10 protein-coding genes, 1 tRNA gene and 1 pseudogene are annotated in these 13,131 nt (G+C 64.6%); 6 read left to right on the top strand and 6 right to left on the bottom strand.

Going from position 1 to position 13,131, the window contains the following annotated elements; translation table 11 throughout:
• Together F7D09_RS11515 and F7D09_RS09410 are read right to left on the bottom strand one after the other, a co-directional pair.
• A pseudogene (locus F7D09_RS11515) lies at positions 1–1,058 on the bottom strand (hypothetical protein); the annotation flags it as partial.
• 777 nt (positions 1,059–1,835) lie between these two features.
• Complete coding sequence (locus tag F7D09_RS09410; protein WP_152235245.1) at positions 1,836–3,788, bottom strand: S1C family serine protease; 1,953 nt, start codon at positions 3,786–3,788, stop codon at positions 1,836–1,838.
• Positions 3,789–4,304: 516 nt separating this feature from the next.
• Here F7D09_RS09410 and tgt point away from each other — a divergent pair.
• From tgt to F7D09_RS09390, 4 genes are all read left to right on the top strand, one after another.
• Positions 4,305–5,606, top strand: a complete 1,302-nt coding sequence (tgt, locus tag F7D09_RS09405) for a tRNA guanosine(34) transglycosylase Tgt (protein WP_152235243.1) — start codon at positions 4,305–4,307, stop codon at positions 5,604–5,606.
• 383 nt (positions 5,607–5,989) lie between these two features.
• Positions 5,990–6,075, top strand: a tRNA-Leu gene (locus F7D09_RS09400).
• A gap of 96 nt (positions 6,076–6,171) precedes the next feature.
• The gene (locus F7D09_RS09395; protein WP_152235242.1) at positions 6,172–6,432 is read left to right on the top strand and encodes an AbrB/MazE/SpoVT family DNA-binding domain-containing protein; all 261 of its coding nucleotides are present in this window, start codon (positions 6,172–6,174) and stop codon (positions 6,430–6,432) included.
• Positions 6,429–6,809 carry a type II toxin-antitoxin system PemK/MazF family toxin gene (locus tag F7D09_RS09390; protein WP_152235240.1) on the top strand — a complete coding sequence of 127 codons (381 nt, stop codon included), beginning with the start codon at positions 6,429–6,431 and terminating at the stop codon, positions 6,807–6,809. The genes F7D09_RS09395 and F7D09_RS09390 overlap by 4 nt, the downstream gene beginning before the upstream one ends.
• A gap of 214 nt (positions 6,810–7,023) precedes the next feature.
• On the opposite strand, the gene F7D09_RS09385 is transcribed toward F7D09_RS09390, so the two are convergent.
• Entirely contained in the window at positions 7,024–8,160 is a 1,137-nt protein-coding gene (locus tag F7D09_RS09385) for an IS1249 family transposase (RefSeq protein ID WP_264371994.1), read from the bottom strand.
• A 429-nt stretch (positions 8,161–8,589) separates the two neighbouring features.
• Between F7D09_RS09385 and F7D09_RS09375 the strand changes: the two genes are divergently transcribed.
• On the top strand, positions 8,590–8,862 hold the full coding sequence (locus tag F7D09_RS09375) for a hypothetical protein (protein WP_152235236.1): 273 nt from the start codon (positions 8,590–8,592) through the stop codon (positions 8,860–8,862).
• On the top strand, positions 8,859–9,131 hold the full coding sequence (locus tag F7D09_RS09370) for a ribbon-helix-helix protein, CopG family (protein WP_152235234.1): 273 nt from the start codon (positions 8,859–8,861) through the stop codon (positions 9,129–9,131). Before F7D09_RS09375 ends, F7D09_RS09370 begins: the two co-directional genes overlap by 4 nt.
• A 465-nt stretch (positions 9,132–9,596) precedes the next feature.
• On the opposite strand, the gene F7D09_RS09365 is transcribed toward F7D09_RS09370, so the two are convergent.
• From F7D09_RS09365 to F7D09_RS09355, 3 genes are all read right to left on the bottom strand, one after another.
• The gene (locus tag F7D09_RS09365) at positions 9,597–9,929 is read right to left on the bottom strand and encodes a putative heavy metal-binding protein (RefSeq protein ID WP_152235233.1); all 333 of its coding nucleotides are present in this window, start codon (positions 9,927–9,929) and stop codon (positions 9,597–9,599) included.
• 328 nt (positions 9,930–10,257) lie between these two features.
• Complete coding sequence (locus F7D09_RS09360; protein ID WP_152235231.1) at positions 10,258–11,235, bottom strand: hypothetical protein; 978 nt, start codon at positions 11,233–11,235, stop codon at positions 10,258–10,260.
• 261 nt (positions 11,236–11,496) lie between these two features.
• Positions 11,497–12,933, bottom strand: a complete 1,437-nt coding sequence (locus F7D09_RS09355; RefSeq protein ID WP_152235229.1) for a hypothetical protein — start codon at positions 12,931–12,933, stop codon at positions 11,497–11,499.
• Between the last annotated feature and the right edge of the window lie 198 nt (positions 12,934–13,131).

The raw sequence follows: 13,131 nt of genomic DNA, 5'->3' as shown, positions 1-13,131 counted from the left end.
GGGTTGGGCCGGGACTGGGACTGCGCAGCGGGGGCGGCGGGCGCGGCGGGCGACCACCCTCTGTCGCCGCGCGACACCTCCCGCCAGCGGGAGGGAGAAGAATCGTCCGTCGCAGCAGGCGTCTCCCGCACGCGGGAAGAGGAGTCGGCGGCAGTGGATGGTGAGACAGCCGAATCGGACTGCGCGGCAGCGGCATTGGACGACCGCCGAGAACCGGCGGAGGACTGTTGCGAATCGCCGGCGAACCACCCTCCGTCGCTACGCGACACCTCCCGCCGGTAGGAGGGGGAGGCAGACCGCTTGGCCTCGCCAGCGGAGGCGGCTCGTCCGCCCGACGCGACACCCGCGCCCGACGCAACACCGTCAGCCAGCGCGGCACCACCAGCCAGCACAACACCGTCAGCCAGCACAACACCACCAGCCGGCGCAACACCGTCAGCCAGCACAACACCGCCAGCCCGCACAGTCTTCTCGCCCGGCACGGACCCTGTGGCCGGCACGATACCGCCGGCCCGCGTATCCTCTTCATCCGGCGTGGTTCCGCGGCCCGCAGTATCGCGGCCGTTGTTCACGCCGGGCAGCGTGCTCACGTGAGCGGTCTGCGGGGCGGCGTCAATCAGCGCGGACAGGCTGCCCTCGGCCTTCGCCTGCGCGAAACTCTCGATCGCCTCGCCGGACGAAATCATCAGCACGACCGCCCAACTCGCCCAAAACTCATGCACGGCTACGGTCGACGCGATCGCCACCACGGCCAGCAGGTCGACGCCCACCTGGCCGTTGCGCAGGTCGTCGATCATGCCGCGAACCGTGTCGACGATCGTGTACGCCACCAGCAGCACGATCAGCCACTGGCCGACGCCCAAGCCGCCGAACAACGGCCCCAGCAACGGCACGCGGGAAAGCGGATCGGCGACGCCGGTCGACCGCGCGCCACCCCACAGGACATCCCACGGACGCCACGACGGGCATACGGCAAGCGGAATCGCCGAAACAATCGCAATCGGCAACAGCGGCACCTCGGCAATCAGGCGCCGGCAAAGAACGATGAACCTGTGCATCGTATCTCCTTGCGCTCGTATACGGCCGGCTCGCCACATCGCGAGACCGCGCTATACGCGCAAACGACGTGGACGCACCGGAAACTGCATGCATTCACGCCTTGTTAACCCATCGGCTGCGCGGGGCGGCGGGAAACCCGGCGGCCCGTGCGCATGCACGATACACGGCGTAAAAAGATAATCGATCTTCAGTTATGCGGCTCCCAGTGTAACGGGAGGCTCAGGACAGCGGCGCATGACTGCAGGACGTCCGCACCGCCAGTAATTCATCACTTCGGGCGCGTTCAGCTGGTTTTGCGTGGCGTTTCGGCTCCATCAGAGCCGGATTCGCCTATCAACACGGCATGGGAGCGAGCGCTTCTCGAGATGTGGGTGTTTTGTTTGCGGATTTTCAAGGAGCACCGAAATCTCCCATACAGCAAGAATGGCTTCATACCGCCGTTTTGGAGCATATTGCTGAAATCTGGCACACGAGAAAACGCCAAACAAAACACCCACATCTCGAAAAGTGCCTCACAAAAGCTCGCTCCAGGCGACGCGATGCGGCAGTTTCCGGCGCGAACCGTCGGCCCGACGTCAACGAGCCATACAGAAGACGAGACGCCGCTCAATAACGCAAAAGCGCTCGGGGGAATGCCGATTCAGCATTCCCCCGAGCGCTTCACGTCAGTGAGCGCGGCGTCCGGGCGCAGCCGTCGGGCCGTCGGGCCGTCAGGCCATCAGGCCATCAGACCCACCAGCCGCGGCACACCCCGCCGCACCTCAGACGACCGCGGTTTACCACAGGCCGAACGGATCGGAGAAGCCGCCGTTGCCGTAACCGTCGCCGTTCGAGCCGTCGGAGTTGCCGTTGCCGTACCCGTTCGAGCCGTTGCCGTTCTGGCTGTTGCCGTTGCCGTTGGAATTACCGTTGCCGTTCGAGTTTCCGTTGGAGTTGCCGTTGTTGTTCGAGTTGGAGCTGCTGGAGCCGTTCACCGCGGACTCCTCCTTGTCGAGCGTGACGCTGACGTCCATGGTCTTGCCGTTGCGCACGATGGTGAGCGTCACCTTGTCGCCGAGGGCCGAGGCACGCACGTAGCCGAGCAGCGAGTAGGTGCTGCTCACCGCGTTGCCGTTGTAGGCGACGATCACGTCGCCGGCCTTGAGGCCAGCCTTGTCGGCCGGGGAGCCGGAGACGACCGCGGAGCCGCTGGACGGGTTGGTCACCTTGGCGCCGGAACGGGTCACGCCGTCCGCCTCAACGGTGTCGGTGGTGATGGTCACGCCGAGCGCGACGTGCTTGACCTTGCCGTCCTTGATGATCTCGTTCGCGACACGCTTGACGAGGTTCGACGGGATGGCGAAGCCGATGCCGATGGAGCCGGCCGAGTCGGACGAGGTGGCGGTGGAGGCGATCGACGAGTTGATGCCGATCACCTGGCCGGCCGCGTTGAACGTCGGGCCGCCCGAGTTGCCGGGGTTGATGGCCGCGTCGATCTGCACGGCGTTGGTGACGATGTCGGAGCCGGAATCATCGGTGACGGTGACCGGGCGGTTGAGCGCGGAGACGATGCCGGTGGTGGCGGTGTCGTCGTAGCCGAGCGGGTTGCCGATGGCCATGACGTCCTCGCCGACGGCGAGCTTGTCGGAGTCGGCGAATTCGACGGCCTTGAGGTCGCTCGGCGGATTGTCGAGCTTGATGACCGCGAGGTCGGTGGTGGTGTCGGTGCCGACGACCTGCGCGGTGTAGATCTGGCCGTTGGAGAGCGTGACCTGAATCTGCTGGGCGCCGGAGATCACGTGGTTGTTGGTGACGATGTAGCCCTTGGCGTCCACGATTGCGCCGGAGCCCTTGGCGGTGCCGTTGCTGAGCACGGTCTGGATGGACACGACGGAGCTGGAGACCTCGCTGGCGACGGTCTTCCAGTCGGTGGATTCGCCGGTCTTCGCGGTCGCGGTGCCGGTGCCGGACTTGTTCGACGACACGTTGGCGAGCGACGTGGAGGATGCGGTCGGCACGGTGATCCAGCCGTACGTGAGCGCGCAGTAGCCGACGCCGAGGCACAGCGCGGCGGCGACCAGGGCGGAGACGACGCCGGTCACCACGTGGCCGGCCGCGCCGCCGCGGGTGCGGGCCGCGGTCGTGAGGCCTTCGGGACCGTTCGCGGGTGCGCCGGCCGCGTTCGGGCCGAACGGGGACTGCGGACCCTGCGAACCTCGCGGGCCGCCGAACGGGTTGGACTGGGCGCCGAAGCGCGGCTCGGCGTTCTGCTGACGCGCGGTGAACGGGTTGCCGTTCGACGGGGCGTTCTGCTGCTGGGTCGGCTGCTGCGGCTGGGTGGGGACCGGGCCGTACGCGCCGTACTCGGGAGCCGGACGGTACAGCGGCTGGGTCGGGGCCGTGGGTTCGGCATTCTGCACGGGTTCGGTCTGCGCAGGCTCAGCGGTCTGACCCTGCGGGTTCAGCGGGTTGAGCTGCGCGGTCGGCTGCTCGGCGGACTGTGCCGCAGCGGTTTCGGCGGCGAGGTCCGGCAACGTTTCGGTCGGCTGCGAGTCGGTCGCGGCGTCGGCCACCGGCGGCAGTGCCTGCGTAGGACGGGCGTCCTGCGCGGCGACCGGCTGACGGTACTGGGTCGGGGTGTTGAGGAACGCGCTGTCGGAAGCGTTCGCGGGCGCGGCCGGCTGAGCGGCGGCGGGCGCGGACTGTGCTGCCGCCGGGGCCGCCGGCTGCTGGGCTTCGGCGTGCGGCATGAACGGGTTGACGGACGGGTCGATCGCGGAGGTCGGGATATCGTCGGACGGGGTGTTCTGCTGGGGAAGCGCGGTGGTGGGCTGGACGGGCGCCGGCTGCGCTGCTGCCGGCTGCGACGCGCCCGCGTTCTGCGGCTGCGTCGGCTGGCCCTCGTTGTTCGGCCAGGTTCCATTGGTATCTTCAGCCATGTTGTCTCCTTACATCTGTCGGCGGCTGCTGTATCGGTCATGTCAGGCGGATTATCTGCGCCGCCAAGCACTACATAAGAGTAAAGATACCTGCTCTGGAAGTTTCCTGAACGTTCGTCGAAAGTAGCTGTTGAATTATCTACCGGTATCGTAACAATGCCGCCGCGTGGTCTCAGCCTCGTCACCTGGGCCGACTCTCGTCACACGGGCCGCCCGGTCCGCGTGACGGACAGGGCGGCCCACGTGACGACCGCGCCGCACACCCCCGCCCGCACCCCACGCAACGCCACCCCGCGCAAACTACCGGGCATCGCCTAGAGTGAACGTATGACAAGTCTTCTGGAACATCCGCGCGGAGCCGAGCCCGGAAAACCGGGCGACCGCAGCGCATTCTCGTTCGAAACCATCACTCGGCTGCCGGACGCGGCCGACGGCAAGGGCCGCGGCGGCGCACGGTACGGCCGAACCGGCATCCTGCACACGCCGCACGGCGACATCCGCACGCCCGCGTTCGTGCCGGTCGCCACGCAAGCCGCGATGAAGGCGGTCCTGCCGGAGAGCATGCGGCAGGCGGGCGCGCAGTGCCTGCTGTCGAACGCGTTCCACCTGTTCGAGCGGCCGGGCGAGGACGTGCTCGACGCGGCGGGCGGCCTGGCGAAGTTCATGAACTGGGATGGTCCGACGTTCACCGATTCGGGCGGTTTTCAGGTGCTGTCGCTGGGAGCCGGCTTCAAGAAGACGCTCGCGATGGATGTGACCGGCATGAAGTCGGACGACGTGATCGCGAAAGGCAAGGAGCGGCTCGCGTTCGTGGACGAGGACGGCGTGACGTTCAAGTCGCCGCTCAACGGGTCGATGCACCGGTTCAGCGCGGAGATTTCGATGTGCATTCAGCACAAGATCGGCGCGGACATCATGTTCGCGTTCGACGAGCTGACCACGCTGATGAACACGCGCTCATACCAGGAGGATTCGGTGGAGCGCACGTTCCGCTGGGCGAAGCGGTGCGTGGCGGAGCACGAGCGGCTGACGGCGGAGCGGCTCGGCAAGCCGTATCAGGCGTTGTACGGCGTGGTGCAGGGTGCGAACTACGAGGATCTGCGGCGGCATGCGGCCGAGCAGATCGCGTCGCTGGACTTTGACGGCGTGGGCATCGGCGGCGCGATCGAGAAGCGGATCATCGGCGACACGTGCGCGTGGATCTGCGACGCGATGCCGGAGAGCCGGCCGCGGCATGTGCTGGGCATTGCGGCAGTGGATGACATTTTCGCGTGCGTGGAGAACGGCGGCGACACGTTCGACTGCGTGGCTCCCGCGAGGTGCGGCCGCAACGGCGCGATCTTCACGCGCGACGGCCGGTACAACGTGAAGCGAGCGGAGTTCAAGTTCGACTTCGGGCCGCTTGAGGAGGGCTGCGACTGCTACACGTGCACGCATTACTCGCGTGCGTACGTGGACCATCTGCTGCGTGCGCGCGAGTTCGACGGGTTCACGCTGGCGACGATCCACAACGAGCGGTTCTTCATTCGTCTGCTGGACGATATTCGCGCGTCGATCGACGGCGGATATTTTGACGAGTTCAAGCGCGAGACCCTGGAGCGGTTCTACCGGAACGGGTCGAAGGGCTGAGGCGTTAAGAAAACAGCCCAGTGGGCTGTTTTTAGCCTCAGCCGAGCGGCGGCAGCCGCGAGGAGATGTTGAGCCTCGCCGAAGGCGAGTCCGTAATTGCAGGGCCGAAGGCGAGGGCGCCAAGGGAGCCCGCTCCCTCTCGGCTCCCCTTGTGAGGGGAGCTGGCCGGCGCAGCCGGTCTGAGGGGTAGTCACCCCGCTGTGACGGACTCCCGCAACGGCACGCATCGCGCCGCGCACGAGCCCATGGCACCATCGCGTACCATGCGGCATCGCACGGGAACTCACCTCATCGCGTCGCGCACACGCCTCATCTTGCACCCCGCCCCCGCGACACGCCGAGTTGGCAAAATCGCCAGCAGGGTGTAAGTTATTCACTTGTCTGCGAGTGTGGCGGAATGGTAGACGCGCTGTCTTCAGGTGGCAGTGAGTGTATGCTCGTGGGGGTTCAACTCCCCCCACTCGCACCAGCAAGAAAGGGCTGGGACCGAAAGGTTCCAGCCCTTTTGCTTTATCACCCCATAGTATATACTTGGATATACATGTCGCTCATCAGGAGGTGCACCATGACTACACTGACACTCAGCAAGTGGGGTAACGCCCAAGGAGTGCGTCTGCCCAAGGACATGCGCGAGCAAGTAGGCATGACCGACGGTTCCCGCGTTGAAGCAACCGTCAAGGACGGGGCCATTGTGCTTCGTCCGATTCACACCAACGTCAGAATCATCAGGGTCCCGCGTCTTGCCGACGTATTCCGCAACCGCACTGAGGAATACAAGACCACCGAAGAGCTCTCGGGACCAGCCATAGGCAGGGAGACACTGTGACTGAATGGCGATATGGGGATGTACTCCTTGTAGATCTCGACCCAGCTAAGGGGCATGAGCAAAAGAAACGTCGCCCTGTCATCGTGGTGAGCAATGACGATTTCAACCGCAATTGCAGTCTCACCGTCGTCATTGCGATTTCTCACGGCCGTGGCGACTTCGAACTGCATCTGCCCATCACTGCAACCCGGCGCGATGACGGCGACGGATGGATCGACGGTTATGCACAGGTGGAACAGATTCGCGCCTTAGACCTTGAAGAGCGCAATCCCGTCAGAATCGGCCGTCTCAGGGACGACGACATGGACCACATCACCGGAACACTCATCAGCTGCTACATCCAGCCTGAGATGATGGTCATTCCGAATTACGCATGACAGTTATGCGATGCGTCCGTTGCCCACTACGGGCATCCCGATACCGGTCGAAAACGACCGCAAAACGACCCCAGAGCGGCCGTTTGCCGCTAGGAACCGGAGGGAAGTAGTCGGAAACGACCGCAAACCAGATGATTTGCGTCCGTTTCCAACCAGCCGGGGTTAAGTAAAGAAAAGTGTGTCTTATCCGGGCGTGTTGCCGGCGTGTCGGGGGCTAGCGGGGGCGTCCGGCCCAGCCTTTCCTGACGCCGAACCCGCCCTCGTACGCGTCGACGCCGGGCGCGGGCAGCTGCACCGCGGCAATGGCGCCGGGCGCCGGCCCGTCGTCCGCGACGGCCCCCGTCGTCTTCGCGGCCCAGTGTTCCGGTCTGACGAGCGATTCCGGGTCGGGGTGTTCCGTGAGCATGTACAGCGCCCATTCGCAGCAGCGTCTCATGTGCTCCTCGGACAGGCCCCGGTGGTGGTCGAGCGCGCGTCTGACGACCGCGTTGACGCCTCCCTCCAGCTGGTTCGTGGTCGACGGCAGCGGGCCGCCGTCCCCGACGGCGTCCGGGTCGCAGAACGCGAACAGCATGCGCTCCCGGTGCAGCCCGGCGAGGCGCAGCCAGGCGCGGCGCAGCCGCCCGTGCGTCCACCACCATTCCCTGCCCCTCGCCCGCGCGGGGTCGTCCTTCGCCATGGTGCGCTCCTTGAGGAACGCCTCGTGCTTCGTGTACCAGTCGTTGAGGTCCCGGAGCCATGCCCGCGCCCCGTCCGCGTCCGTCACCCCGCCCAGGGCGCGGGCGAGGGCGAGCAGCCCCCGCCCGGCCTCGCTTTCGGGCCGGTTCGTCAGGTCGGCGCGCGTGTTGCGCAGCACGTGCACGAGGCAGCGCTGCACGCGCACGCCCGGCCACCTGGCCTCGGCGGCCGCCAGGCAGCCCCGCCCGCCGTCGCACACCAGCAGACCGGGCCGCGCCACCCCGCGCGACAGGAGCAGGTAGGCGTCCTTCGTCTCCCCGGCGCACCACTGCCACCTCAAGGGCCTCCCGTCGTCGCCGGTCAGGACCAGCAGGCACCAGCCGTACGGCACGTACGTGCCGTCCTCCATCACATGACGGTGGGCCCGCGGCACCGGCGGCGGGGCCGGCTCCACCCTCCAGCACCACGCGATCCTGGCGGAGAACGCCTGCCTGGTCGTCACGCCCAGCCGGGAGGCGGCCTCGCCCATGGACTGCTTGCCGGTGATCCACGCGATGAACGCTCGGAACTCGGCCATGCGCGCGCGGTCCTCCCGCCTCATGGTCGAGCTCAGCCGGCACGCGTCGCACCTCCAGCGCCGCGCTCCGGCCCCCGTGAACCCGTTCCTGCGCATCGGCTCGCCGCACAAGGGGCACTTCCTCGCCCCCGAAGACTTGTTCCTGCCCATGGAACAAGCAAACACGGAAAGTCAAGCACCACGCCCCATCAACACCCGAAACGATGACCACACCCCGACACGCAAGACAGGAGAACGCCCCACATCGGATTTAAGACACACTTTTCTTTACTTAACCCAGAAGCGCCGGAGTAGCAGGAATCGGCCGCAATCCCGGGCGCACGTCCAAAGCCACGCCCACCAACACCAAAAACGACAAACACGCCCCGACGCACAAGACAGGAGAACGCCCCGGCCTGGATTTAAGACCCACGTTTCTTTACTTAACATCACCACCCAATCGGTCGTCACCACTCCCACGCATAGACAAGACCACACTTTTGTCATACAGTTTTGTATGACAAAACAAACGGAGGTTCACCGCGCATGGAAAACGTCATCGTCCATCCACGAGTGCATGAACGCCATCCGGATATCAGCGATGAGGACGTTCTGAAAGCATGGCATAACGTGCTTCTGTCTGCGCCGCGAGACAACGGAACCGGATCGTGGGTGTCAATCGGCATGGACGATAATGGCCGGCTGCTGGAAATGGTTTCCGTGCACAACGATGCCGGGCAATGGCTGATTTATCATGCGATGACCCCTCCAACAAAAAAGACCATGAAGGAACTCGGAGCGACAAGGAGGACATCATGAACCGCGAGGAAATCAACAAGCTGTTCGGCGTGACCGACCAGCAGCTCGACCACATGGCTGCCGAATATGAATCGGGCGACTGGAAAGGTGGCGTAGGCCCCGTTATTCCCGGACGCCCGCGCATTTACGACGAGGAGATGGAAACCGTCTCGTTCCGTCTGCCCAAGTCACGCGTAAACGCCATCGACGCCAAGGCCAAACGAAACGGCGAGACCCGCAGCCAATTCCTGCGGCAAGCCGTCGACAATGCGCTGCTTGCCAATGCATGACCCATCACGTCGCGCACTATCCAATACCCCGTTTCTGAACTAAGCAACATACGTGTTTGACGGTTTTAGCAATCTGACCGTCGTTCGCCGCGAGCATGGAAAACGTCCCAATCGAGGCCAAGCCCATATCGTCGCACGGTCTTCGCGACGCCTCCGCCTGGCAATGACTGTAAAGTACCCGAGCGGCTCGATAGTAGTCGACAACGGACGCAAAACACCCCTAGATCGGCCGTTTGCCGCTAGGACGCACCGGGAAATAGCCGCAAGTGGACGCGAACCGGCCGATTTGCGTCCACTTCCGACTAGGAGTCACGCTGGAGTAGTAGGAAACAACCGAAATCCGGCCACTGACCAGCCGTCGCCGAGGAGAGAGAAGCCGGGCCACGGTGAGAAGTGCACTCCACAGAAGACCGCCCGGGCCGACAGTCCCGCAGCACTCTCACAGCCCACAGTCCCCGCCCCGCATCACCCGCGGCGGGCGATCTGGACGGCGGTGCCGGAGACGGTGACCATGAGCATGCCGTTGTCGGCGCCGAGCACCTCATAGTCGACGTCCGTGGAGACGACCGCGTGCGCGCCCATGGCTTCGGCACGCTGCTGCATCTCGAGGATCGCCTCGTTGCGCGCCTTCATCAGCTCCTCCTCGTAGCCTTGGCTGCGGCCGCCGAACATGTTGCGGAATCCGGCGCCGATGTCTTTGAACATGTTCACGCCGGAGATCACTTCGCCGAACACGATGCCCAGATAGTTGGTGATCGCGTACCCTTCGACCGTGGGTGTGGTGGTGACGAGAATCATGGGAGCCTCCTTGCTTGGTTGGGTTTGCCGTCCGTCAGTCGGTCGCCGCGGGGCGGTGGGAGACGGGCGGCGTTGACTTGCGTTGCACGGTGCCGCCGGCGGCCGGACGCCGTGCGACAAGGTTATGGGTATTGTACGTCCGGCTGGCGTACGACGGGCGACGGACGCGCGGGGTCGATTGAGGGTTGGGCGGAGCGGCTGCTGGGCGGATGGGTGCGGATGACGGCGGACTCCAGGCTGGGGCCCGTTTTCAACCATAGAAACGGGTCTACGCCCGGAGTCTCCACGGCGGGGCCATCACCGAGGCCCCGCCACCGGACCTGCTCACCTACCGTCCGTCGACCCATTCGATTGCGTGGGCGAAGGCGGCAAACGCGGCGTTGAAGCGGCGACCTTGCTCTGTTTCGGAGCCGCCATCTGGACGGCATTGCGGCACGTCCCGCCAGCTGAATGTCGCCGTTTCGGAGCACGGTCGGTCGTGGTCGAACGGCTGGACCGTCCACGTGCCGCCACGGTAGTCGACGGTTGCGGCGCGTTCGGGGTGGCTGGCGGAGATGACGACCGCGCGGCCGGTTTCGTCGGCGACGACATCGACATCGGGATGCTCATAGAGTGCGTGGGTCAGCCCGTCTTCGGCGGCGGCTTCGGCCGACCAGTCGGGGGCGGAATGGGCAGCGTTGTCAACGGAATCCGCTCGGCAATCGGCATGGCAGCTGTCATCGCCGGCAACGTCGACATCGTGGCCTCCGGATTCGTCGTCACGGCTGCGCCGCCGCAGCATGTCGCTCATCTGGTACGTGCACGACTGCGCGTAGTCGATGGGCTGCGCGTCCGTATAGCAGCATTCGCCGCCTTCGCCTTCGTCGATGCTGCGGCTGGCGAGATATTCCATGACCTGCGGTTCGTTCCAGTGTTCGGCTGCCAGGTCGTCGATGCAGCCGTTTTTCCATGCCATGTACCGGCTGCGGTCGGCGCCGGCGATGGTGTCGAACGCGTCCGTGCTGATGAATGTGCTGCCGTCGAGCTGATAGCATTCTTCGTCCGGATGGATGCTGCGGCTGCGGTATTGCAGTGCGGCGACGGCTTCGAGGCGTGCGTCGAGCGCTGTCATGCGACGGTCGATTTCGGCGAGCGTGGGGACGGGCTGCGGCTGGGATGGATCCAACGGCTGGGTGCGGGGTGCGCCGCTGACGGCTGGGCTTTCGGCGGCTGAAGTGCTGCCGGATGCGGCGCGGCCGGCTGGAGTATCGTCAGTTGGGTTGACGGTCAGGTCAAGACACTGAAGATTCACGTGAAACATCGGCATGGTTGAGGTTCCTTGAGTGGGTGACTTGGACTGTGCGGCGGCGACAACGATTGTCGTTCACCGTCGCGCAGTCCCCCAGTGTGATCGGATCAGCCCAAGAACCTGCCACCGAGCGCCGGAGATCCACAAGGGATCTACGAATACGCATAGTGAAATGCCGCGAGTCGCGAAGCACATGCAAAGTGGCGGGAAGCGCCGCATAGCGGCCACTTCCCGCCGTCACCTCAACGAGTTTTTATCCCGCTGAGCGGCAATTCCCTATCAGAGGATGCCCGCGAGCGCCATCTTGTAGGAGTCCTCGACGGTGCTGTAGCTCACGGCCGACTTGCCGACCTTCTGGGGGTCGTAGTCGCACGGCACGAACACCTGCGAGTAGCGGTTCACGATGGCGGGCAGCCACTTGTCGAGGAACTTGTCGGGATCGGTGCGCCATTCCATCGTCTCGGGGTTGACCAGAGCGGTCAGACCGTAGACCAGAGGCGTGATGAACCCGTCGGGGCTTACCACATCGACCGGCGTACCGGCGAAGGGCGTGACCTTGCTGGAGGTGCGAGCGTTCAGGTTCTTCACCGCGGTGATACGACCGTAGCTGCCGCCTGCCTGGTTGTACAGGGACGGGAATTCGGCGTACATCCTGTCGTAGAGCGCAGGAATCTGGGCGGCGAGCGAGAATGCCTTGCGTACGGTCTCGTTGCGCAGTCCGTGACGATAGCTGCCGTGGTCCTGGCTGGTGACGCTCTCCGAGCTCATGAAGCGCTCGAACAGCGCCAGGCACGCGCCCTTGCCGGAATACAGCTTCGACGCGGCGGGAGCCTCCACCTTCTTGCCGTCGGAGTCTTCCACCGGGCACAGCCAGCGCAGTACGATCCAGGTCAGTGCGATGAGGTCCTGAACCTTGATGTCTCCACCATCGTTGGTCTTCCACTCGATACGGTCTGAAACATCCTGATTGGCCTTGGCAAGCGCATCAGCCAGCGCACGGAAGTAACCCTTCTGGTTGGCCTTAGCGCTGGCGTTGAGCTCGGCGTTGTTGTTGCGGGCCACGCAGATCTCGAGCAGGTTGTTGCTGAAATTCTCCACGCAGATGGGATCGGTCGGATCGGTCGGCACCAGCAGCTCGACCGGCACGTAGAAGGACAGATCCTCGCCTTGCGGCTCGGAGTCGGAGTTCGCCGTCTCGTCCTTGCGCACGGCGGCCTGGTATTCCTGAACAAGGTCGCGGTACTCGGCCCAGAGCTGCTTGAATTCGCCCCACGTCTTCGCCCCGCTCGGGAGCTTGACGTCCGTCAGGCCGGCAGCCCGCGCATACCCCACCGCGCGTTCCAGAATCAGCAGGCCGATGGCCAGAGTGTTGTGGCCGCCGTCGAGGATGCCTTCAGTGGTCAGGTCACGGAAAATGACGCGGACGCGGCCGCGGTCCATCTCCTCGTAGTTAGAGGCGGCGAGCAGAAGGCCCTTCGTCTTGAAGGGGAACAGCATCGGGTCCTCATCGATGGAGCGCTGGATGGCCTTCGTCACCGGACCGGTCTTGGAATCGCGGGGGTTGGCCTGAAGATTGAGGTGGTCGATAACGGGAATGAGGTACTTCGCACGAACCATGCCCACAATCTTCGTGGTCTCCCCAATGGACTGCTTCACTGACTTCTCGAAACGGATGGTGATACCTTCGCTGGCACCGAGCTTGTTGATGTTTTCCATGATCCTGACTCCTTTCAAAGTCAACTTGCCGGCCGCACGGTGCAACCGGTCTTTTTCCCGGAGCCCATCCGAGCTCCTGACTCATATTGAATACCCGGTTTTCAAGTGCGGCAAAATTTTGCCGCACTTGTACGCAAGAAAAACCGAAATCGTCTGAAATCCACCCTCAAGACACCGCGAAACCCTTGTAATATCAGT

It is taken from the genome of Bifidobacterium leontopitheci, assembly GCF_009193355.1.
In the GTDB taxonomy this organism is placed as follows: Bacteria; Actinomycetota; Actinomycetes; order Actinomycetales; family Bifidobacteriaceae; genus Bifidobacterium; species Bifidobacterium leontopitheci.
The sequence above is the reverse complement of the archived record's forward strand: the minus strand, read 5'-3'. Positions and strand labels throughout refer to the sequence as shown.

Excerpts from the sequence above, each read along its gene's own strand:
- F7D09_RS09410 (WP_152235245.1), bottom strand. The coding sequence starts at position 3,788 with ATGCCGCACGCCGAAGCCCAGCAGCCGGCGGCCCCGGCGGCAGCACAG.
- tgt (WP_152235243.1), top strand. The coding sequence starts at position 4,305 with ATGACAAGTCTTCTGGAACATCCGCGCGGAGCCGAGCCCGGAAAACCG.
- F7D09_RS09395 (WP_152235242.1), top strand. The coding sequence starts at position 6,172 with ATGACTACACTGACACTCAGCAAGTGGGGTAACGCCCAAGGAGTGCGT.
- F7D09_RS09385 (WP_264371994.1), bottom strand. The coding sequence starts at position 8,160 with ATGCGCAGGAACGGGTTCACGGGGGCCGGAGCGCGGCGCTGGAGGTGC.
- F7D09_RS09375 (WP_152235236.1), top strand. The coding sequence starts at position 8,590 with ATGGAAAACGTCATCGTCCATCCACGAGTGCATGAACGCCATCCGGAT.
- F7D09_RS09370 (WP_152235234.1), top strand. The coding sequence starts at position 8,859 with ATGAACCGCGAGGAAATCAACAAGCTGTTCGGCGTGACCGACCAGCAG.
- F7D09_RS09365 (WP_152235233.1), bottom strand. The coding sequence starts at position 9,929 with ATGATTCTCGTCACCACCACACCCACGGTCGAAGGGTACGCGATCACC.
- F7D09_RS09360 (WP_152235231.1), bottom strand. The coding sequence starts at position 11,235 with ATGCCGATGTTTCACGTGAATCTTCAGTGTCTTGACCTGACCGTCAAC.
- F7D09_RS09355 (WP_152235229.1), bottom strand. The coding sequence starts at position 12,933 with ATGGAAAACATCAACAAGCTCGGTGCCAGCGAAGGTATCACCATCCGT.